Annotated in this window: 16 protein-coding genes and 4 tRNA genes; 16 read left to right on the forward strand and 4 right to left on the reverse strand. The window is 60.4% G+C overall.

Annotation, left to right across the window (positions count from 1 at the left end):
• The first annotated feature begins 7 nt into the window (after positions 1-7).
• The 10 genes from HH213_RS25170 to HH213_RS25215 all read left to right on the forward strand — a co-directional run bounded on the left by HH213_RS25170 (position 8) and on the right by HH213_RS25215 (position 7,862).
• Positions 8-94: transfer RNA gene (locus HH213_RS25170), tRNA-Leu, on the forward strand.
• A gap of 32 nt (positions 95-126) precedes the next feature.
• Positions 127-1,467 (forward strand): trigger factor, encoded by a 1,341-nt coding sequence (gene tig, locus HH213_RS25175; RefSeq protein ID WP_110848084.1) that lies wholly within the window; start codon positions 127-129, stop codon positions 1,465-1,467.
• A gap of 76 nt (positions 1,468-1,543) precedes the next feature.
• Complete coding sequence (clpP, locus tag HH213_RS25180; protein ID WP_371875684.1) at positions 1,544-2,161, forward strand: ATP-dependent Clp endopeptidase proteolytic subunit ClpP; 618 nt, start codon at positions 1,544-1,546, stop codon at positions 2,159-2,161.
• 160 nt (positions 2,162-2,321) lie between these two features.
• Positions 2,322-3,590, forward strand: a complete 1,269-nt coding sequence (gene clpX, locus HH213_RS25185) for an ATP-dependent Clp protease ATP-binding subunit ClpX (protein WP_110847814.1) — start codon at positions 2,322-2,324, stop codon at positions 3,588-3,590.
• A gap of 263 nt (positions 3,591-3,853) precedes the next feature.
• Positions 3,854-6,265, forward strand: a complete 2,412-nt coding sequence (gene lon, locus HH213_RS25190; protein ID WP_110847815.1) for an endopeptidase La — start codon at positions 3,854-3,856, stop codon at positions 6,263-6,265.
• Positions 6,266-6,445: 180 nt separating this feature from the next.
• Positions 6,446-6,718, forward strand: coding sequence for a non-specific DNA-binding protein Hbs (gene hbs / locus HH213_RS25195; RefSeq protein ID WP_070266615.1), 273 nt, complete (start codon positions 6,446-6,448; stop codon positions 6,716-6,718).
• Between the two features lie 49 nt (positions 6,719-6,767).
• A tRNA-Val gene (locus HH213_RS25200) sits at positions 6,768-6,843 on the forward strand.
• Positions 6,844-6,913: 70 nt separating this feature from the next.
• Positions 6,914-6,990 (forward strand) — tRNA-Asp (locus HH213_RS25205).
• A gap of 30 nt (positions 6,991-7,020) precedes the next feature.
• Positions 7,021-7,097, forward strand: a tRNA-Asp gene (locus HH213_RS25210).
• A 156-nt stretch (positions 7,098-7,253) separates the two neighbouring features.
• Entirely contained in the window at positions 7,254-7,862 is a 609-nt protein-coding gene (locus HH213_RS25215) for a hypothetical protein (RefSeq protein WP_169114074.1), read from the forward strand.
• Positions 7,863-7,875: 13 nt separating this feature from the next.
• Here the strand turns inward: HH213_RS25215 and HH213_RS25220 are convergent, their stop codons facing one another.
• On the reverse strand, positions 7,876-8,814 hold the full coding sequence (locus HH213_RS25220) for a hypothetical protein (RefSeq protein WP_169114075.1): 939 nt from the start codon (positions 8,812-8,814) through the stop codon (positions 7,876-7,878).
• A gap of 267 nt (positions 8,815-9,081) precedes the next feature.
• On the opposite strand from HH213_RS25220, the gene HH213_RS25225 reads away from it, so the two are divergent.
• From HH213_RS25225 to yddG, 3 genes are read left to right on the forward strand one after another with little or no spacing between them, the layout of a single operon-like run.
• A complete protein-coding gene (locus tag HH213_RS25225; protein ID WP_169114076.1) occupies positions 9,082-10,992 on the forward strand; it encodes a SurA N-terminal domain-containing protein in 1,911 nt (636 codons plus the stop codon).
• Positions 10,993-11,028: 36 nt separating this feature from the next.
• Positions 11,029-11,166 carry a hypothetical protein gene (locus HH213_RS30310; protein ID WP_229263148.1) on the forward strand — a complete coding sequence of 46 codons (138 nt, stop codon included), beginning with the start codon at positions 11,029-11,031 and terminating at the stop codon, positions 11,164-11,166.
• Entirely contained in the window at positions 11,166-11,996 is an 831-nt protein-coding gene (gene yddG, locus HH213_RS25230) for an aromatic amino acid DMT transporter YddG (RefSeq protein WP_229263149.1), read from the forward strand. Before HH213_RS30310 ends, yddG begins: the two co-directional genes overlap by 1 nt.
• On the opposite strand, the gene mnmH is transcribed toward yddG, so the two are convergent.
• A complete protein-coding gene (gene mnmH / locus HH213_RS25235) occupies positions 11,983-13,044 on the reverse strand; it encodes a tRNA 2-selenouridine(34) synthase MnmH (protein ID WP_169114077.1) in 1,062 nt (353 codons plus the stop codon). The genes yddG and mnmH overlap by 14 nt on opposite strands.
• Positions 13,041-13,565 (reverse strand): arylesterase, encoded by a 525-nt coding sequence (locus tag HH213_RS25240; RefSeq protein ID WP_229257985.1) that lies wholly within the window; start codon positions 13,563-13,565, stop codon positions 13,041-13,043. The genes mnmH and HH213_RS25240 overlap by 4 nt, the downstream gene beginning before the upstream one ends.
• Positions 13,566-13,710: 145 nt before the next feature.
• Here HH213_RS25240 and HH213_RS25245 point away from each other — a divergent pair, with 145 nt between their 5' ends.
• Positions 13,711-14,424, forward strand: a complete 714-nt coding sequence (locus HH213_RS25245) for an ABC transporter ATP-binding protein (RefSeq protein ID WP_110847821.1) — start codon at positions 13,711-13,713, stop codon at positions 14,422-14,424.
• The gene (locus HH213_RS25250) at positions 14,424-15,908 is read left to right on the forward strand and encodes a S41 family peptidase (protein ID WP_169114078.1); all 1,485 of its coding nucleotides are present in this window, start codon (positions 14,424-14,426) and stop codon (positions 15,906-15,908) included. The genes HH213_RS25245 and HH213_RS25250 overlap by 1 nt, the downstream gene beginning before the upstream one ends.
• On the opposite strand, the gene HH213_RS25255 is transcribed toward HH213_RS25250, so the two are convergent.
• Positions 15,905-17,416: an NAD(P)H-hydrate dehydratase gene (locus HH213_RS25255; RefSeq protein ID WP_169114079.1), complete on the reverse strand. Its 1,512-nt coding sequence runs from the start codon at positions 17,414-17,416 to the stop codon at positions 15,905-15,907. The two genes, HH213_RS25250 and HH213_RS25255, sit on opposite strands and share 4 nt — an antisense overlap.
• Before the next feature lie 85 nt (positions 17,417-17,501).
• On the opposite strand from HH213_RS25255, the gene HH213_RS25260 reads away from it, so the two are divergent.
• Complete coding sequence (locus HH213_RS25260) at positions 17,502-21,113, forward strand: hydantoinase B/oxoprolinase family protein (RefSeq protein WP_169114080.1); 3,612 nt, start codon at positions 17,502-17,504, stop codon at positions 21,111-21,113.
• Positions 21,114-21,214 lie beyond the last annotated feature (101 nt).

Consider the following 21,214-nt stretch of genomic DNA (forward strand, 5'->3'; position numbering starts at 1 on the left):
ACATGCCGCGAGGATGGCGAAATTGGTAGACGCACCAGGTTTAGGTCCTGACGCCAGCAATGGTGTGGGGGTTCGAGTCCCCCTCCTCGCACCAACTGTACTTTTTATTTTTTGGACGATTTTTACATGGCAACTGCAGTCGAAACCTTGGGCAAACTCGAACGTCGTATCACGATCTCCTTCCCGCTGACCGAAGTCCGCGCTGAAGTTGAGAAGCGCCTGAAAGTGCAAGCCAAAACGGCTAAGGCACCAGGCTTCCGTCCGGGTAAAGTTCCTCTGAAAATGGTCGCAGCACAATACGGTTATCAGATCGAGACCGAAGTGCTGAACGATAAAGTTGGCCGTGCTTTCAACGACGCCGCAAACGAAAACCAGCTGCGCGTTGCTGGTTTCCCGAACATTGAGCCGAAGGCCGAATCGCCAGCCGGCGTGCTGGCCTTCGACGCTACCTTCGAAATCTACCCGGAAGTCGAAATCGGCGACCTGACCAAAGTAGAAATCGAAACCGTCAAAGCCGAAGTCAGCGAAGCTGAAATCGACAAGACCATCGACATCCTGCGCAAACAGCGCGTGCACTTCCACACCAAAGGCGAAGCCGGCGAACACGGCGACGGCGGCGAAGCGGTTGCCGCTAACGGCGACCGCGTGACCGTGGACTTCGTTGGTTCGATCGACGGCGTGGAATTCCCAGGCGGCAAAGCGGAAGATTACCCGTTCGTGCTGGGCGAAGGCCGCATGCTGCCAGAGTTCGAAGCCGCCACGGTCGGCCTGAAAGTCGGCGAAGCCAAGACCTTCCCACTGGCCTTCCCGGAGGACTACCATGGTAAAGACGTGGCCGGCAAAACCGCTTCGTTCACCATCACCCTGAAAAAACTGGAATGGGCGCACCTGCCGGAAGTTGACGGCGAATTCGCCAAGTCGCTGGGCGTGGCCGATGGCGACGTTGCTAAAATGCGCGAAGACATCAAAGTCAACCTGGAGCGTGAAGTCGCTGGCCGCGTGAAAGCACGCAACAAAGAAGCCGTGATGGACACCCTGGTCAAGACCGCCACCCTGGACGTACCGAAATCGCTGATCGCTCAGGACACCGAGCGTCTGGCCGAAATCACCCGCCAGGACATGGCGCAGCGTGGCATGAACGTCAAGGACGTGCCATTCCCACCAGAACTGTTCGCAGAAAAAGCCGAGCGTCGCGTACGCCTGGGCCTGATCCTGTCGCAACTGGTGACCGAGAACAACCTGCAAGCCCAGCCTGAGCAAGTTAAAGCCCAGATCGAAGACTTCGCCCAAAGCTACGAAGATCCACGCGAAGTGCTGAAGTACTACTATAGCGACCGTCGTCGTCTGGCAGAAGTCGAAGCCCTTGTATTGGAAGAAAACGTCGTCAACTACGTCCTGGGCCTGTCGAAGACGTCGTCCAAGGCCATCGCCTTTGACGAACTGATGGGAAGCAACGCACAAGCGTAATTCAGTTTGGGCCGGATGATGTATTATTTACATACCGGCCCTTTAAGCTGCTTCACAAGGAAATAGAATGACTGGTATGAACCGAAATCCGGCGCTGGACACCGAAATGCTCGGCCTGGTGCCGATGGTGGTGGAACAAAGCGGTCGCGGCGAGCGCTCTTATGACATCTACTCGCGTCTGCTGAAGGAACGTATTATCTTCATGGTCGGTCCGGTCAACGACCAGATGGCCAATCTGGTGGTCGCCCAGCTGCTGTTCCTGGAGAGCGAAAATCCGGACAAGGACATCTCGCTGTACATCAATTCGCCTGGTGGTTCGGTTTCGGCCGGCCTGGCGATCTTCGATACGATGCAGTTCATCAAGCCTGACGTATCGACGCTGTGCACCGGGATCGCCGCTTCGATGGGCGCCTTCCTGCTGGCCGCTGGCGCCAAAGGCAAGCGCTTCTCGCTGCCGAACTCGCGCATCATGATTCACCAGCCGTCCGGCGGCTCGCAGGGCATGGCGTCGGACATCGAGATCCAGGCCAAGGAAATCCTGTACCTGCGCCACCGTCTGAACTCGATCATGGCGGAACGCACCGGCCAAAACGTCGAACAGATCGCCAAAGACACCGATCGCGACCGCTTCATGTCGGCGGAAGAGGCGGTAGAGTACGGTCTGATCGACAAAGTGTTGACCAACCGGGCTTAATGCTTTCCCCGCAGCATTGCTAAAAAGACGCCCGGACGATTAATCGTTCGGGCGTTTCGTTTTTATTTCGGGTAGCATGTGGTGTAGGCGGATTTTTTCCAGTCTTCAAACTTGCTAGCCGGCAATGGCCAAGCCATTCTGTAACCAAAGAAAACTGCCCATGTCAGACAAAAAATCCTCCAGCGGCGAAAAACTTCTGTACTGCTCGTTCTGCGGCAAAAGCCAGCACGAGGTGAAGAAGCTCATCGCCGGCCCGTCGGTGTTCATCTGCGACGAGTGTATCGATCTGTGCAATGACATCATCCGCGACGAAACCTCGGCCATCGAGTCGGTTTCGGGCGCCAAATCGGACCTGCCGACCCCGCACGAAATCAAGGACTTGCTGGACCAGTACGTGATTGGCCAGCAAACCGCCAAGCGCATCCTGTCGGTGGCGGTGTACAACCACTACAAGCGCCTCAAGCACCTGGGTAAAAAAGACGAGGTCGAACTGGCCAAGTCCAACATCCTGCTGGTCGGTCCGACCGGCTCGGGTAAAACCCTGCTGGCGCAGACCCTGGCGCGCATGCTGAACGTGCCGTTCGTGATCGCCGACGCCACCACGCTGACCGAAGCCGGCTACGTGGGTGAAGACGTCGAGAATATCATCCAGAAACTGTTGCAAAGCTGCAACTACGATGTGGACAAGGCGCAACGCGGCATCGTCTATATCGATGAGATCGACAAGATCTCCCGTAAGTCGGACAACCCGTCGATCACCCGCGACGTGTCGGGCGAGGGCGTGCAGCAGGCGCTGTTGAAACTGATCGAGGGCACCATGGCCTCGGTGCCGCCACAAGGCGGCCGCAAGCACCCTAACCAGGACTTCGTGCAGATCGACACCACCAACATCATGTTCATTTGCGGCGGCGCGTTTGACGGCCTGGCCAAGGTGATTGAAAACCGTTCGGAGAAATCCGGCATCGGTTTCGGCGCCTCGGTCAAGAGCAAGTCCGAGCGCAACGTCAGCGACGTGCTGATGGAAGCGGAACCGGAAGATCTGATCAAGTTCGGCCTGATCCCTGAACTGGTGGGCCGTCTGCCGGTGGTGGCGACCCTGGCTGAGCTGACCGAAGAAGCGCTGATCCAGATTCTGGTCGAGCCGAAGAATGCGCTGATCAAGCAGTATTCGAAGCTGCTGGAAATGGAAGGTGCGGAACTGGAGATTCGTCCGGCTGCGCTGCACGCGATCGCCAAGAAAGCCTTGGCGCGCAAAACCGGCGCCCGTGGTCTGCGTTCGATCCTGGAACACGCGCTGCTCGATACCATGTATGAGCTGCCAAATGAAACCAACGTGACTAAAGTGGTTATTGATGAGAATACCATTACCAGTGGCGCGAAACCTTTGTTAATTTATCAGGAGCAGCCTAAGGCTTCTGGTGAGAATTAAATAACGAGTGCACACTTGCCCCACGCGACAGCAAAATTCATTTCGCATCCGTGGGGCAAGGCGGTACAATCAAAATCAATAAAAGAATACAGGCTTCAGTCGGAAAGCCACTCGTGACTGCGGTCGCGCGTGGCTTTTTTTATTAGCGATTCTTTTAGAGTGCAGAAAATATTCTTTTAAATAAGGAATATTTCTTGCAGATCGGTCTTGTGATTTGGCGGAATAGCGCCATTTCATCATCACGCTTTCACATAAGGTACGCCATGACAACTTCCAAATTAACTGAGCAAACTCAACTGCCGTTATTGCCGCTGCGGGACGTCGTCGTATTTCCGCATATGGTGATACCGCTGTTCGTAGGACGCCCAAAATCGATCAAGGCGCTGGAAGCCGCGATGGAGCAAGGCAAGAGCATCATGCTTGCCGCCCAAAAAGCCGCTGCCAAGGACGAACCTTCTGCTTCCGATATTTATGAAATCGGCTGCGTGGCCAACATTCTGCAAATGCTGAAACTGCCGGACGGCACCGTCAAGGTGCTGGTCGAAGGTGCCCAGCGCGCCCGCATTAACAAAATTACCGATACGCCGACGCACTTCGTGGCCGATCTGACGCCGCTCGATTCCGAGCTGGGCGACGATTCGGAAATCGAAGCGATGCGCCGCGCCATCGTTCAGCAGTTCGACCAGTACGTCAAACTGAACAAGAAAATTCCACCGGAGATCCTGGCATCGCTGTCGGGCATCGACGACGCCGGCCGCCTGGCCGACACCGTGGCGGCCCATCTGCCGCTTAAGCTCGAGCAGAAACAGGTGATCCTGGAGATCTTCAGCGTCGCCAAGCGCCTGGAGCATCTGCTGGGCCAGCTGGAAGGCGAGCTGGACATCCTGCAAGTCGAGAAACGCATCCGTGGCCGCGTCAAGCGCCAGATGGAGAAGTCGCAGCGCGAGTACTACCTGAACGAACAAGTCAAAGCCATCCAGAAAGAACTGGGCGAGGGCGAAGACGGCGCCGACCTGGACGAGCTGGAGAAAAAAGTCGCGCTGGCCAAGATGCCGAAAGAGGCGCTGGACAAGGCCACCGCCGAGCTGAAGAAACTCAAGCTGATGTCGCCGATGTCGGCCGAAGCCACCGTGGTGCGCAACTACATCGACACGCTGGTCAGCCTGCCCTGGAAGAAAAAATCCAAGGTCAACAATGATCTGACCAACGCTGAAAAAGTGCTGGAAGGCGACCACTACGGCCTGGACAAGGTTAAAGAGCGCATCCTGGAATACCTCGCGGTGCAACAACGTGTCGACAAGCTGAAAGCACCGATCCTGTGCTTCGTCGGTCCGCCAGGCGTGGGTAAAACCTCGCTGGGCCAGTCGATCGCCCGCGCCACGAACCGCAAGTTCGTGCGCATGGCGCTGGGTGGCGTGCGCGACGAGGCCGAGATTCGCGGTCACCGTCGTACCTACATTGGCTCGATGCCTGGCAAGGTGCTGCAATCGCTGGCGAAAGTCGGCGTGCGCAACCCGCTGTTCCTGCTGGACGAGATCGACAAGATGGGTGCGGACTTCCGCGGCGATCCATCGTCGGCGCTGCTGGAGGTGTTGGATCCTGAACAGAACCACACTTTCTCGGACCACTACATCGAGGTCGATTTCGACCTGTCGGATGTGATGTTCGTGGCGACCTCGAACTCGTTCAACATCCCGCCAGCGCTGCTGGACCGGATGGAAGTGATCCGCCTGTCGGGTTACACCGAGGACGAAAAAGCCAGCATCGCGCAGCGCTACCTGCTGCCGAAGCAGATCAAGAACAACGGCCTGAAAGAGGACGAGATCTCGGTCAGCGACGCCGCCATCCGCGACATCGTGCGCTATTACACCCGGGAAGCCGGCGTGCGTTCGCTGGAACGCGAAGTGTCGAAGATCTGCCGCAAGGTGGTCAAGATGCTGCTGCTGAAAAAGTCGGAGAAGAAAGTGATCGTCACGCCGAAAAACCTGGACAAGTTCCTGGGCGTGCGTCGCTACGACTTTGGCGTGGCCGAGAAAGAGAATCAGGTCGGCCAGGTCGTTGGTCTGGCATGGACCGAAGTGGGCGGCGATCTGCTGACCATCGAAGCCGTGCAAATGCCGGGCAAGGGCAACGTCATCCGTACCGGTACGCTGGGCGACGTCATGAAGGAATCGATCGAAGCCGCCCGCACCGTGGTGCGCAGCCGCGCGCAGCGTCTGGGCATCAAGAATGAAGTGTTCGAAAAAGCGGACATCCACATTCATGTGCCGGAAGGTGCAACGCCGAAAGACGGTCCGTCCGCCGGCGCTGCCATGACGGTGGCGATGGTATCGGTCTTCACCGGCATTCCGGTGCGCGCCGATGTGGCGATGACCGGCGAGATCACGCTGCGCGGAGAAGTCTTGCCGATCGGCGGCTTGAAGGAAAAACTGTTGGCAGCGCAGCGCGGTGGCATCAAAACCGTGCTGATCCCTGAGCAGAACGTCAAGGATCTGGCCGACATTCCGGACAATGTCAAAAACAAGCTGGAGATCGTGCCGGTGCGTTGGATCGACAAAGTGCTGGAAATCGCCCTCGAACGCCAGCCGGAGCCGCTGGTGGAAACTGCTCCGGTGGAAGCCGTCGCGGCCGCCGCCACCAAAGTTGACGGTCAGGCTGAAGTGGTAAAACACTAACGTTTAGCTGCAATACCCATAAAACAGGCGCTTATATAGCGCCTGTTTTTTATTTTTACTTATTTTTCTATTGTGTAGCCTTGACACGATAGTGGGCTGGCTTGTTTAATACGGCCTGAGTTTTTTGCGTTGCCGTATTTTAAGCGGGAACAGATATAACCTTTGTGACGGGGAATTGCTTTGAATAAGACTGAATTGATCGACCATATTGCCACTACCGCTGATATTTCTAAAGCGGCTGCTGCTCGCGCACTGGATGCAGTGATTGACGGCGTGACCACCACCCTGCAAAAGAACGACAGCGTGACCCTGGTTGGCTTTGGTACCTTCTCGGTAAGCGAGCGCGCAGCCCGTACCGGCCGCAACCCACGCACCAAAGAAGAGATCACCATTGAAGCAGCTAAAGTTCCTAAATTTAAAGCTGGTAAAGCTTTGAAAGATGCTGTAAACTAACGGACTTCAGTGAGCAGCAGCGGTTAAACAGCTGTTCACTGCGGCAAATGGGCGGTTAGCTCAGTTGGTAGAGCGGAGCCCTTACAAGGCTTAGGTCGGGAGTTCGAGCCTCTCACCGCCCACCAAAGATTGTTTATCAATCACATTTGCCAGGTAGTAAAAGTTAGAGTAAAATGTAGCACCTTGTATTTTGCTGGAGCGGTAGTTCAGTTGGTTAGAATACCGGCCTGTCACGCCGGGGGTCGCGGGTTCGAGTCCCGTCCGCTCCGCCAACAAAATACAGACAATAGTAATACCGTTTAGGAGCGGTAGTTCAGTTGGTTAGAATACCGGCCTGTCACGCCGGGGGTCGCGGGTTCGAGTCCCGTCCGCTCCGCCAGATCAAGATACCCCGCAGCTTATATTTGAGCTGCGGGGTTTTTCTTTTTCCTCGCCTGAAAAGTAATCTATCACTTCTGTCGGATTAAACGAACCCGCGCCCATGTTGACGGATGACTCAGGATAGTGCTTGCGTTATTGTTAATAATTCAGCGTTATGGCTGCTGATCAAGAGTACTTTTTCATTCAGAAGAAAGATGACGATACCTTGCCGTCCCTGACGCCGGACGAAAACACGGTAGATCGCCACTATTCGTTCGAACCGCAGCCGTATGGGGCTGCACCGTTCATGTTTTCTGATGGCGCTTGTGAGTACGCCCGGAAGTTGGGCATCGTGCCTGGCACGGACATTCCTGACATTTTGTTCGCCGGCACAGATTTGGTCGTCCGAAAGCACATACGCGATCTGCTAATTGGGCTGGATTTACCTGGCGTGTACATGCATCCAGCAGTATTTGTTGATGCCTATGATAGACGGCATGACGATTACTGGTTTGTGGCGATTCCGGAACGCCTTAGCTGCTGGGATCGCCAATTGTCTGAATTTGAGGATGAGCCATTGGAACTGGGTGGTTTCACACTCTATAGCGTCTATAGCTACTCTCTGGATGCTGCGGTGCTCGACAAAATCCCCTTGCATCAGCGACTGCTGTTTAAGATGGGGGATACGTTGGCTGCGTGGTTTGTGTGTCACCAGGATATTGCTGAAATCTTCCGTGGTAATGGGGAACGCGGCGCCAAATTGGTTTCCATAAAAGACTATTGACGGCCGTCGGCGATTATTTCAGCTTCTGAAACTTGCCGCTCTCCAGTAGTTGATACTGGCGCTTGCCATCTTCATCAACGCAGGCGTAGTCGCTGGTGATCAGGCAGCCTTGGTTGAGTTGATCGGTTACCTTGCCGTCCTTGATCGCCAGGAACACGCCCGACATGACGTCGCGCTGCTCGTTGGGACCAGGTTCCATGTCGTCCACGCGCACCAGCAACAGGTCTTTCATCGGCGGCAGCACAACGAAGACGGGATGCAACTTGTTGGCGAACGGATTGGCATAGTCGTCTGCGTAGCGGGCGCCGCCTTTCTGGTAGTCATGCGTTCCGATCAATTGAGATAGTGCATCGCCATTGGCGGCGGCCACGTACGGCATATACACCGGGCCGCATTTCGTGGTGGCCTGCGGCACGCCTTTGCTTATCGGCAAACGACCAAGACAAGTGCTGGAATATGCCGCGCTGTTGAAGGGCAGTTGGCTGGTCTTGCGTCCGTAAAGTTGGGGAGTGTCTGCGCCGCGTACAAAGCGGTAGAACGCCGAGCCCGCGAATGGCACCAGCAGCGCATCGTCGGTGACGATGAAATCAGTCAAATGCAGGTTGCAATGGCTTGCGTGCCGCTCGGCCTCGTAAAACGTTTTAACACCGGTGAGCGTGATAGCGAATTGCTTGCTCAGATATGGCGTTAGCTTGGCCTCATCAACATCTTCCTTGAGCAGGGACTGGAACAGCACGTCATAAGCGTAGGACTGGGGCGTCAGCGGGACAATGCACCTGGTCGACAATATCAGTTGGCCATTGCTGATCTGCAGGGTCTGGGATCTCGGCGGCGGCAGCGGCTTGAGCTGGCCGAAGTATTCCGCGCCTTTATCGTATCGCCAGGTGCCAGCCGGATCGGCCGCGCTGGCGGGCAGGGTGATAGCAAGCAGTAATAATAACGCGGTGCGCACGGCAATCCCTTTGATGACGTGGAATGATTGCCGAGATTGTAACCTTGGCATTACCAAAACAGGACAGCGGTGCAATCGTGCGCTATCAAACTGACAAGCGAATGCTTGCTAAGCCTACGGTGCTTCTGTAGAATCGTGCGATACTGAATTTTTCGGCATACTCCGGCTTCACTGTGCAGTGCAAGTCATTGAATTAAAAAGAGAATTGGCGAACGCGAGTTCGCCATTTTTGTATGTGCAAGTAATCACCATCCGAATTGGCAGACCATGTTTGAATTTATTCGTACCCACCAGCGTTTGATGCAAATCTTCCTGGCCATCATCATCGTGCCATCGTTTGCCTTTGTCGGCATCGGCAGCTACAAGAGCTTCGGCGATGACGCCAGCACCATCGCCAAAATCGATGGCAAGCCGCTGACGCAGCAAGAGTTCGACAACGCCGTGCGCAACCAGCTGGACAACTACCGCCAGCGCATGGGCGCGCAGTTCGATCAGAAAATGTTCGACACGCCCGAGTTCAAGCAAAACGTGCTGGACCAGCTGATCGCGCAACGCGCCATCGCTGCTGAAGTCGGCCACAGCCATCTGAGCATCGGCGACGCCCAGCTGCAAAAAGCCATCATAGACATGTTCGGCGGCCCAGTAAACTTCGACAAGGAGCGCTACATCGCCATCCTGGCCGCACAAGGCCTGCGTCCGGAGCAGAACGACGCCCGCATGCGTCAGGAACTGGCGCTGCAACAACTGGCGATCGCCGTCGAAGGCACCGGCTTTGCTCCACGCACCGTGGCCAAGACCCTGTCCGACATCGCCGCCCAGGAGCGCGACGTGCAGGAGCTGCTGCTGCCGGTGGCTGATTTCGTGCCGCAGGTTAAAGTGACCGATGAAATGGTCAAGGCCTTCTACGACAAGAACAGCAAGTTCTTCGAAGTGCCGGAACAAGCCAAGATCGAATACGTGGTGCTGAACAACGACGCCGTCGCCGCGCAAGTCAGCGTGACCGATGCCGAAGTATCGGACTACTACACCAAGAATGTGGCCCAGTTCACCACGCCCGAAACCCGTCGTGCCAGCCACATCCTCATCACCCTGAAAAAGGGTGCCAGCGCGGCTGACACCGCCGCCGCCAAGGCCAAGGCCGAAGCCATCGTGGCCGAACTGCGCAAGACCCCGGGCGATTTCGCCAAAGTGGCCAAGGCCAAGTCGGAAGATCCAGGCTCGGCAGAGCAGGGCGGCGATCTGGGCGTGATCGAAAAAGGCGTGCTGGTAGCGCCGGTCGAAAACGCTATCGGCAAGCTGAAGCTGGGCGAAATCAGCGATCCGGTGCAGTCGGACTTCGGCTTCCACGTGTTGACCGTGACCGAGCTGAAGCCAGCCGTGGTCAAGCCGCTGGACGTGGTCAAAGCCGACGTGACCGATCTGCTGAAGAAGCAGAAGGCCGCCAAGAAGTATTCGGAAATGGCCGAAGCCTTCACCAATACCGTCTACGAACAGTCTGACAGCCTGAAGCCAGTGGCTGACAAGCTGGGCCTGAAGATCGAAACCGCAAGCAATGTGTCGCGCAATCCATCGCCGGCGCCTGGCGCACCGGCGTACAACAACGCCAAGTTCCTGACCGCGCTGTTCTCGAACGATTCGATCAGCAGCAAGCGCAATACCGAAGCGGTTGAAACCGCGCCGAGCACCCTGGTCTCGGGACGCATCGTTGAATTCAAACCGGCAAGCAAGCGTCCGCTGGCTGAAGTTGATGCGCAGATCCGTCAGCGCGTGACCATGGAAGAAGCCGCCAAGCTGGCCTTCAAAGCCGGCGAAGAAAAATTGGCTGCCTTCAAGAAGTCGGGTGATGCGACCGGTTTTGGCGCTGCCAAGCTGGTGTCGCGTCAGAAGCCTGAAGGCATCAACGGTCTGGCGATGCAGTCGATCATGAAGGCCGACACCAGCAAGCTGCCAGCCTATGTTGGCGTGGACCTGCCAGGTATGGGTTATGGCCTGTACCGCATCGACAAGGTGCAGCAGCCTGCGGCGGCCGACGAGGCCGAGCGCAAATCACAAGCCGAACAGATCGGCAACGTGATTGCGCAGCAGGAGATGGCGCAGTACATCGAGTTCCTGAAGCAAAAGGCCAAGGTGAAAATCCTGAAGCCGATCACGAAGACCACCGTGACTGAAGTGAAGTAATCCTGCAAGGGCCGCGAATAGCGGCCCTTTCTACATATGACGCAGACAAAAGGAACGTTGCTCGGCCTGGCGGCCATCGGCTTGTGGAGCACGGCGCCGTCGCTGATACGCTTGTTCAGCGAAACGGCGGGCGCGGTGGCCGGGGCGGCAATGATTTATACGTTGGCCTCGTGATGCTGGTGGCGATGCGCGGCTGGACGCCGCTGCGCCAGTATCCGCGCCGCTATCTGCTGATTGGTGGTGCGCTATTCGCCGGCTATGAAGTGGCGCTGGCATTGCCGCTCGGCTACGCGCAGGACCGCACGCAGGCGATTGAAGTCGGGCTGCTGAATTATCTGTGGCCGTGCCTGACAGTGGCGTTGATGGTGTTTAGCGGCCGCCAGCGCGCGACCGTGTGGCTGGCGCCGGGGCTGCTGCTGTCGTTGCTGGGTGTCGCGTGGATTCTGAGTGGCGGCGAAAGCTTGTCGCCAGAGCACATCGTCGCCAATGCTGCGCGCAATCCGGTGAGCTACGGGCTGGCCGCCGGCGGTGCGTTGCTATGGGCCACGTACTGCTGCGCCGCCAAGCCGCTGTCGCAGGGCACGGACGCGATTGTGCCGTTCTTTGTGTTGACCAGTGTGGTGTTGTGGCTGAAGTTTGCCCTGAGCGGCACGGCGCTGACCGCGCTCAGCGAGGCGCATGCGGCTGCGGCAGCGCACGCGGGCATACTCGGAGGCGGCGCAACTAGCGTCTTGGGTTCGATCGGCGGCCTGGCCTCGCTCTGGCCCGCCGCCGTCTTGCTTTGCGCGGCGGCTGCGGTGATGGCGTTGGGCTATGCCAGCTGGAACCGCGCCCTGACGCATGGCAACCTGGCCTTGCTGGCCGCCGTGTCTTATGCCACGCCGGTGCTGTCATCCGCCTTCAGCGCCGCCATCCTGCGCAGCGCGCTGACCGCCAGCTTCTGGCAGGGCGCCGCACTGGTGACGGCAGGTTCGCTGTGCTGCTGGTGGGCTACACGCAAGTAGCGATCAACTGGCGCGCCGCAGCGGCGAACGCCTCTTCATCGATGTCCTCCAGGTTGAGCGGCATCGCCTGGCCATAGCGGCTGAAATTGCGGTCGATCGAGCGCAGATACGCCGGATCGTAATGATCGGCCAGCAGTTGCTCGACCAACTCCGGCATCTGTCCGGCATCCGACATGGCCTGCCAGCGGGCGATCTTTTCGCGGCCGTGCAGCTGCGTCAGATGTTCCAGCTGGCCGTTGAGCGACGATGGATCGGCCAGGAAATGCTGATAATCCTCCATCAGCAAGCGCACCCGGTTCGCGCGCGACAAAGTCAGCGCGATGCAATCGGCCGCGCGCATGGTGTCCATCAACGCCGCCGGCACACGCAAATTGCCTACCTTCTTGCTTTCCGCCTCCACAAACACCGGCCGCGACGGATCGAAGCGGCGCAGCACCTGCCACACGCGCGTCTCAAACGCCTTCTGGCTCGGCTGCGGCTGGCTAGGCAGATGCCCCAGCACCGAACCGCGATGCATGGCCAGCTGCTCCAGATCCAGCACCTGCGCGCCTTGCGCATCCAACACTTCCAGCAAGCGGCTCTTGCCGCTGCCCGTAGTGCCGCACACCACCTTGAAACGCAAGGACGGCGCGTGTTCCAGCGCCGCATTCACTTCCTGGCGAAACGCCTTGTAGCCGCCATCCAGCTGCACCACCGGCCAGCCGATCTTGGCCAGGATATGTGCCATCGAGCCGCTACGGTTGCCGCCGCGCCAGCAATACACCAGCGGCCGCCACTCGCGCGGCTGGTCGATCCATCGTTCTTCAATATGCTGCGCGATGTTTTTCGCCACCAGCGCGGCGCCGAGCTTCTTTGCTTCAAACGACCCCACCTGCTTGTACATGGTGCCGACGCGGATGCGCTGCTCGTCGTCCAGCACCGGCGTGTTGATGGCGCCGGGCAGGTGGTCGAGTGCAAATTCGCTCGGACTGCGGGCGTCGATGATGGCGTCGAAGGAATCGAGCTGGTCCAGCACCTGGTCGATGCTTAATACTTCGGGATACTTCATTTGGCCTTAATGGTTTTTTGCAGCGTCGGCCAGATATTGGCCAGAATGGTTGGATGGGCTTCTGCCAGTGGATGCAGCCGGTCCGCCTGGAACAGCTGCGGCTTGTCGGCCACGCCATCAAGCATGAACGGCACCAGCGGCGCCTTGATATCCTTGCTCAGCGCGCCGTACATGGCGAAGAATTTGTCGGCGTAGTCGCGGCCGTAGTTAGGCGGCATGCGCATGCCGATCAGCATCACCTTGGCGTCTGCCTTGCTGGCGGCGTCGCTCATGGCGCGCAGATTGGCTTCGGCGGCCGGCACCGGCAGGCCGCGCAAGCCGTCGTTGGCGCCCAGTTCGATCACTACCAGGTCCGGTTTGTACTTGGTCAGCAGGGCCGGCAGGCGCGAACGGCCGCCGCTGGTGGTCTCGCCGCTAACACTGGCGTTGACGACTACCGCATCGATGTTATTCTGCTTGAGTTTCTGCTCCGCCAGCGCGACCCAGCCCGTGCCGCGCGACAAGCCGTATTCGGCTGACAAACTATCACCGAGCACAAGCACGGTTTTTGGTGCAGAATAGGCGCTCGCCGCTGCCGACAGCAGGAGCAGGGCGGCCAGTGATTTTCCAGATAAACGTTTAAACATATTCAGCATGCCCGATTTCCCTAATGCGTCAACTCATTTCATGCCGGAAGGCCCGGCCCTGGCGTCGTCGCCTGTGACGGCGTCTGGCGTGCAGCCGGCCATTGCCGTCAAAGGCCTGGCCAAGCGGGTCGCCGACGCCGCTGGCGAACTGACGATCCTGCACGAGGTAGATTTTACCGTGCAAAAGGCTGAGACGTTGGCCATCGTTGGCGCTTCCGGTTCCGGCAAGTCCACTTTGCTGGGTTTGCTGGCCGGCCTGGACACCCCCAGCGCCGGTACGGTGGTGCTCGACGGCGTAGATATTTATGCAATGGATGAAGATGGCCGCGCCGCCTTGCGCAAGGAAAAGCTGGGCTTTGTGTTCCAGTCCTTCCAGCTGCTGGCGCATTTGACGGCGGTGGAAAACGTCATGCTGCCCCTGGAACTGGCCGGCGTGGCTGGCGCCCGCGAGAAGGCCGAGGCGATGCTGGCGCGGGTTGGCCTGTCCAGCCGGCTCAAGCATTATCCGAAATATCTGTCCGGCGGCGAACAACAGCGCGTGGCGTTGGCGCGCGCCTTCGTCAGCGAACCGCCGCTGCTGTTTGCCGACGAACCGACCGGCAGCCTGGACGCCGCCACTGGCGAAGCCGTCATCCAGCTGATGTTCGAGTTGAATCGCCAGCATGGTTCGACTTTGGTGCTGGTCACCCACGACCAGGCCATGGCCGCCCGCTGCGGCCGCACCATTACCATTGCAGCCGGTCGCCTGGTTTGATGCGCGGCCTTGTTGCGGCTTGGCTGCTGGCGGCAGGCGCCGTCACTGCTGGCGACCTGCCGCAGACGGCGGAACAGTGGCAGCGCGCTGCCATCGCCGACATCGAAGCTGCTTATCAGATCACGCTGGACAACCATCCCGGCACCTATGATCCGGCCAATCCAGGCTTTGCCGCCCGTCTAGGCGAGGCGCGCAAGGCGGGCTTGCAATTGGCAGCGCAAGTGCGCGATGGCGCCGGTTATCAGGCCGCGCTGCTGCGTTTTAATACGGTGATCCACGACGGCCACGCGGGAGTGGCGTTCACCATGCCGCCTGCGGTGGAATGGCGCTGGCCCGGCTTTGTCGCCGCCTGGCGCGGCGACAGCATGTACGTCTATGCCACCGTGCCAGGCGGGCCGGCCGCCGGCAGCCGGATTAACGCCTGCGATGGCGAGTCGATTGTTACCCTGGCGCAAACCAATGTGTTTGCGTTCCAGGGGCGCAGCGATGAGCCGGGCAACTGGTGGATCGAAGCGCCCGACGTGTTTGTCGACAAGGGCAATCCGTTTATCAAGCGGCCGCAGGTGTGCACCTTCACGCTGGATGGCAAACAGTTTTCAATGACGCTGGCGTGGAGTCAGTACACCAACGAGATGCTGCAATGGCGCCAGCAAAGCTACAATGGCACCACGCTGCCGGTCGGCCTGAGCGAGCCGCGTCCGCGCCTGTATTGGGCCGCCATGCCGGAATTCCAGCCGGACGAAGCGCAACGCACGGCCTATCGCGCAATGTCGGCGGAACTGCGCGCGCATCCGCAGCGTTATCAGCAGGCGGATGCCGTGGTGATCGACCTGCGCGGCAATCACGGTGGATCGTCGCTGTGGAGCCTGGACTTTGCCGGTGCCTTGTGGGGCGATGCCGAGATGGCGCGGCGCGACCAGCAGCGCATGGGCAAGCAGCAAGTCTGGTGGCGCGTCTCGCCCGGCAATGTGGCGCATGTTCGGTGGATGGTCGGCATCCTGAAAGAGCAGGGCAATGCCGAGGTGGCGGAAGGCATCAATGCGCTCGCCAACGTCATGCAGGAAGCGTTGGAGCGCGGCGAAAAGTTCTATGTCACCGGCGCCGGCGCAGCGGCCGCAGCCGGCGCAACGTCCGCATCCGCCGCCAAGCGACCCAATGAAGCCGGGCCTCCCGCCTTCAACCGCCCTGTGTACGTCATTGTGCCCGGCCAGTGTGCCAGTGCTTGTCTGGATGCGGTGGACTACTTCACCATGTTCCCGAATACCAAACTGATCGGCGCGCCGAGTTCGGCTGACAGCAATTACATGGAAGTGCGCTACCAGTCGCTGGTCTCCGGCGCTGCGAAAGCTGTCATTCCAAACAAGGTCTACGTGGGCCGTCCGCGTGCGGCGGGGCAGTTCTACACGCCGCAGATCGTGGTGCGCGATCTGGAATGGTCGACTGAAAACTTCCTGAACATCATTCAGGCCGACCTGAAACGCTAGCGGCCGTGATGCTGCACCATGCGGTTGAGCGCCGCGCGGATGGCGGGGATCAGTTCGGCGGCGGTCAGGCCAATCGGGCCGCGGCCTTCGCTAACCAGCACATCCGCCGCGATGCCATGCAGCCAGACTGCCGCCAGCGCGGCTTCCCAATGTGGCCAACCTTGCGCCAGCAGCGCGCCGCACAGGCCTGCCAGCACGTCGCCGGTACCGGCCGTGGCCAGCGCTGGATTGCCGGTGGTGTTGATGACGGCCTTGCCGTCCGGCGCGGCGATGACCGTGCCTGATCCTTTCAAGACCACCACTGCGTTGAGGCGCGCGGCCAGCGTGCGGGCTGACGCCAGACGGTCGGCCTGCACGGCGCCGATATTGCTACCCAGGAGGCGCGCGGCTTCCAGCGGATGCGGCGTCAGCACCGTCGGCTTGCTGCGCTGGGCAAGCACGGTTTGCATTGCGGTGTCGGCGGCCAGCAGATTGAGCGCGTCGGCGTCGGCCAGCAGCGGGCTGCCGCTGGCGATGGCGCTTGCGAGCAGGGCTTGCGCGGCGGTCGAGGCGCCCAGTCCGGGGCCGATCACCAGCGTGGCCTGATCCAGGTCGTAATCACCGGCGAGTCGACACATCAGTTCCGGCTGGCCGGGATCGCATGGCAGCGCGTCTTCCACGAACAAAGCGTAGACGCGGCCGGCGCCGCTGTTGAGCGCCGTGCGCGCGGCCAAAATCGGCGCGCCGCTCATGCCGCGCGCGCCGCCGATCACCGCCACATTGCCGTAGCTGCCTTTGTGCGAGTTGTGCCGCCTCGCCTTCAGATGGCGGGCGAAAAACTTAACCTCGTTCAGGTGCAGCGCAGCCGGCGCAAAGTGGCTGGCATCGATTTCCAGCCGCGAGATGTCGACCAGTCCCGCATAGTCGCGGCCATCGCAAGTGTGCAGTCCAGGCTTGTTGCCTATGAACGTGATGGTGTGGGTCGCGTGCAGCGCCACGCCGTCCGGCCCCACCACGCCGCCGGTGTCGGCATCCAGACCGCTCGGCACGTCCAGCGCCAGCACGCTGCAACGCAGCTGGTTGACCGTCTCCACCAGCGCCCGCAGCGCGCCGCTGAGCGGCCGTTTCAAACCGATGCCGAACAGGCCATCCACCACCAGATGCCATTCGGTGCCGGCGATGTTGGCGTCTTCCACCGCGCGGAAGCGGGCGTCGCTGGCCTTGGCGCGTTGCAGCGCGGCCTGGCGTTCGGCCGAGGACCGGCTGTGGTCTGCCGGGCCGAAATGGATTAGCGTGACTTGCGCGCCGGTGTACGACAGGTGCGCCGCCGCTTCCAGCGCGTCGCCGCCATTGTCGCCGGGACCGGCCAGCACCAGCACCCTGGCCTGATTGGTGGTCAGGGGCAGCAGATCCAGCGCGGCGTTGGCGCTCGCCTGGCCGGCGCGCTGCATCAGGGCGCCCTGCGGCAGGGTAGCGGTGGCAGCGCGCTCGATAGCGCGGATTTCGGCAACGGTGTAGAGTGGATTCATCGTGTCATTTTAGCATCGATATTTGTGTGGGCGCGTCCACTGCGTCGGCACTACAATACACGCTTCACAACTTAGCGAGGCACGCATGGATTGGGAATTCTGGATCGACCGTGGCGGTACGTTCACCGACATCGTGGCGCGCGCGCCAGATGGCCGGTTGCGCACGCTCAAGCTGCTGTCGGAGAATCCCGAGCACTACATGGATGCGGCCATCGCCGGCATCCGCCAGCTGATGGGCGTGGCCAAGGGCAAGCCGATTCCGGTAGAGCAGATCGGCGCCGTCAAGATGGGCACCACGGTGGCCACCAACGCGCTGTTGGAGCGCAAGGGCGAACCCACTGCGCTGGCCATCACGCGTGGCTTCCGCGATGCGCTGCGAATCGCCTATCAAAATCGTCCGCGCCTGTTCGACCGCCGCATCCTGCTGCCGGAACTGCTGTACAGCCATGTAATCGAAATCGATGAGCGCATCGGCGCGCACGGTGAAATGGTGACTGCACTGGACCTGGACTCCACGCGCGCAGGTCTGGAGCAAACGTATGCGACCGGCCTGCGTTCGCTGGCGGTGGTGTTCATGCACGGCTACCGCTATCACGCGCACGAAAGCCGCGTGGCCAGTATCGCGCGCGAGATCGGCTTCACGCAGGTATCGGTATCGCACGACATCAGCCCGATGATGAAGCTGGTGGCGCGCGGCGATACCACCGTGGTTGATGCCTATCTGTCACCGATCTTGCGCCGCTATGTGGAGCAAGTGTCCAACGAACTGCCGGGCGTGAACCTGCAATTCATGCAATCCAACGGCGGCCTGACCGACGCCCGCGCGTTCCAGGGCAAGGACTCGATCCTGAGCGGTCCGGCCGGCGGCATCGTCGGCATGGTGCGCGCGTCCAGGCTGGCGGGCTTTGACAAGGTGATCGGCTTCGACATGGGCGGCACGTCGACCGACGTGTCGCACTACTCGGGCGAATTCGAGCGCGTGTTCGAGACCCAGGTGGCCGGCGTGCGCATGCGCGCACCGATGATGAGCATTCATACTGTGGCTGCCGGCGGCGGCTCGGTGCTGCATTTCGATGGCAGCCGCTATCGCGTGGGGCCGGACAGCGCCGGCGCCAATCCCGGCCCGGCCAGCTATCGGCGCGGCGGACCGCTGGCGGTCACCGACTGTAACGTCATGCTGGGCAAAATCCAGCCGCATCACTTCCCGCAGCTGTTCGGCGCCGACGGCAAGCAGGCGCTGGACGCCGCCACGGTGCGTGAACGCTTCGGCGACATGGCCAAGGACATCGCCGCTGCCACCGGCACGCCGACCACGGCGGAGCAGGTGGCGGAAGGCTTTCTCGACATCGCGGTCGGCAATATGGCCAACGCCATCAAGCAGATTTCCGTCCAGCGCGGGCATGACGTGACCGAATACGCGCTGACCAGTTTCGGCGGCGCCGGCGGCCAGCACGCCTGTCTGGTGGCCGATGCGCTGGGCATGAAAACGGTGTTCGTGCACTCGCTGGCCGGCGTGATGTCGGCCTACGGCATGGGTCTGGCCGACCAGACGGCGATGCGAGAGGCGGCCATCGAAACGCATTTAAGCGAAGAGGCGCACGCAGAACTGCAAGCACGCCTGCATGCGCTGGGCCGGCACGCGCGCGCGGACCTGCATCACCAGCAGGTGGACGATGACCGCATTACGCTGATTCGCCGCGTACACCTGCGCTACGAAGGCACTGACACCGCGCTGATCGTGCTGTTCGATACGGTGGCGTCGATGCAGCAGCAATTTGAAGCGGCCTACCGCAAGCGCTATTCGTTCCTGATGCAATCGCGCGCGCTGATCGTTGAGGCGGTGTCGGTGGAGGCGGTCGGCAAGTCCGATGCGCCGCAAGAGACGGTGGAGCCGGCGGCGCGCCGCGTCTCCGGCCTGATGCCGCATGCGGTGGTGCCGATGTACACCGGCGGCAAATGGCGCCAAACCAGCTTGTACCAGCGCGGCGCCACGCGCATTGGTGACGTCATCAAAGGCCCGGCGATCATCGCCGAAGCCAACGCGACCACCATTGTGGAAACGGGCTGGCAGGCCGAAGTCACGCTGCACGACCATCTGGTGCTGAAGCGCGTGGCGGCGCTGCCCGAGCGGCGCGCCATCGGCACCACGGCCGATCCGGTGATGCTGGAGATTTTCAATAACCTGTTCATGTCGATCGCCGAGCAAATGGGGCTGCGCCTGCAGAACACCGCGTATTCGGTCAACATCAAGGAGCGGCTGGACTTCAGCTGCGCCATCTTCGACGCCGATGGCAACCTGATTGCCAACGCGCCGCATATGCCGGTGCACCTGGGTTCGATGGGCGAGAGCATCAAGACCGTAATGCGCGAAAACGCCGGCCGCATGCGCGCCGGCGACGTCTTCATGTTGAACGACCCGTATAACGGTGGCACGCACCTGCCGGACGTCACGGTAATTACGCCGGTGTTCGACGCCACCGGTGCGCGCATCCTGTTCTACGTCGGCTCGCGTGGCCACCATGCGGACATCGGCGGCACCACGCCGGGATCGATGCCGCCGGATTCGCGCGTGATCGAAGAAGAGGGCGTGTTAATCAATAACTTCAAGCTGGTGGATGGCGGCCAGTTGCGCGAAGCCGAAACGCGCACCTTGCTGGCCGGCGCGCAGTACCCGGCACGCAATCCGGACCAGAACCTGGCCGACCTGCGCGCGCAAGTCGCCGCCAACCAGAAAGGCGTCGACGAGCTGCACAAGATGGTGGCGCATTTTGGCCTTGATGTGGTGCAGGCCTATATGGGCCATGTGCAGGACAACGCCGAGGAAGCCGTGCGGCGCGTCATCAGTGCCTTGAAGGATGGCGCCTTCACGCTGCCGCTCGATAACGGTGCGCAGATCCAGGTGGCGGTGCGCGTGGACCAGGAGGCGCGTAGCGCGGAAATCGACTTTACCGGCACGTCGCCGCAGCTGGAGAACAACTTCAACGCGCCGTCGGCGGTGTGCATGGCGGCGGTGCTGTACGTGTTCCGCACACTGGTGGATGATGAGATTCCGCTCAACGCCGGCTGCCTCAAGCCGCTGAAGGTGCTGATTCCAAACGGCTCGATGCTGAATCCGCACTATCCGGCGTCGGTCGTCTCCGGCAACGTGGAGACCTCCACCTGTATCACCAATGCGCTGTACGGCGCACTGGGCGTGATGGCGGCGGCGCAGGGCACCATGAACAACTTCACTTTCGGCAATGCCAAGTACCAGTATTACGAGACCATCAGCGGCGGCTCCGGCGCTGGCAACGGCTTCGATGGCACGTCGGTGGTGCAGACCAATATGACCAATTCGCGCCTGACCGATCCCGAAATCCTGGAGTTCCGCTTTCCGGTGCGGCTGGACAGCTATGAAATCCGCGCCGGCAGCGGTGGAGCAGGGCACTGGCACGGCGGCAACGGTGGCGTGCGCAAGGTGCGCTTCCTGGAACCGATGACGGCGGCCATCCTGTCCAACAACCGCATCTATGCGCCATTCGGCATGGCTGGCGGCCGGCCGGGCGCGCTGGGCCGCAACAGCGTGCAGCGCGCGGACGGCAGCGTGGACGTGCTGGGCCACATTGGCAAGACCGATATGCAGCCGGGCGATGTGTTCATTATTGAAACGCCGGGTGGTGGTGGTTTTGGCACGCCCTTGCCGCCATCAGCCGATTAGGCGATACCCCTGGGATCGGATGGCGCCACCTCCCAATCGGGTCTTGTTTGACTGTTGCCTGCGACGTACAGTTGAACTTTAGACAGGTTGGGAGGACATCG

Source organism: Duganella dendranthematis (assembly GCF_012849375.1).
Taxonomy (GTDB): domain Bacteria; phylum Pseudomonadota; class Gammaproteobacteria; order Burkholderiales; family Burkholderiaceae_D; genus Rugamonas; species Rugamonas dendranthematis.

Coding starts and splice junctions, on each gene's coding strand:
- yddG (WP_229263149.1), top strand. CDS start 11,166: ATGCTGGTGGCGATGCGCGGCTGGACGCCGCTGCGCCAGTATCCGCGC.
- clpX (WP_110847814.1), top strand. CDS start 2,322: ATGTCAGACAAAAAATCCTCCAGCGGCGAAAAACTTCTGTACTGCTCG.
- HH213_RS30310 (WP_229263148.1), top strand. CDS start 11,029: ATGACGCAGACAAAAGGAACGTTGCTCGGCCTGGCGGCCATCGGCTTG.
- HH213_RS25225 (WP_169114076.1), top strand. CDS start 9,082: ATGTTTGAATTTATTCGTACCCACCAGCGTTTGATGCAAATCTTCCTG.
- clpP (WP_371875684.1), top strand. CDS start 1,544: ATGAACCGAAATCCGGCGCTGGACACCGAAATGCTCGGCCTGGTGCCG.
- mnmH (WP_169114077.1), bottom strand. CDS start 13,044: ATGAAGTATCCCGAAGTATTAAGCATCGACCAGGTGCTGGACCAGCTC.
- HH213_RS25250 (WP_169114078.1), top strand. CDS start 14,424: ATGCGCGGCCTTGTTGCGGCTTGGCTGCTGGCGGCAGGCGCCGTCACT.
- lon (WP_110847815.1), top strand. CDS start 3,854: ATGACAACTTCCAAATTAACTGAGCAAACTCAACTGCCGTTATTGCCG.
- tig (WP_110848084.1), top strand. CDS start 127: ATGGCAACTGCAGTCGAAACCTTGGGCAAACTCGAACGTCGTATCACG.
- HH213_RS25255 (WP_169114079.1), bottom strand. CDS start 17,416: ATGAATCCACTCTACACCGTTGCCGAAATCCGCGCTATCGAGCGCGCT.
- HH213_RS25260 (WP_169114080.1), top strand. CDS start 17,502: ATGGATTGGGAATTCTGGATCGACCGTGGCGGTACGTTCACCGACATC.
- HH213_RS25245 (WP_110847821.1), top strand. CDS start 13,711: ATGCCGGAAGGCCCGGCCCTGGCGTCGTCGCCTGTGACGGCGTCTGGC.
- HH213_RS25215 (WP_169114074.1), top strand. CDS start 7,254: ATGGCTGCTGATCAAGAGTACTTTTTCATTCAGAAGAAAGATGACGAT.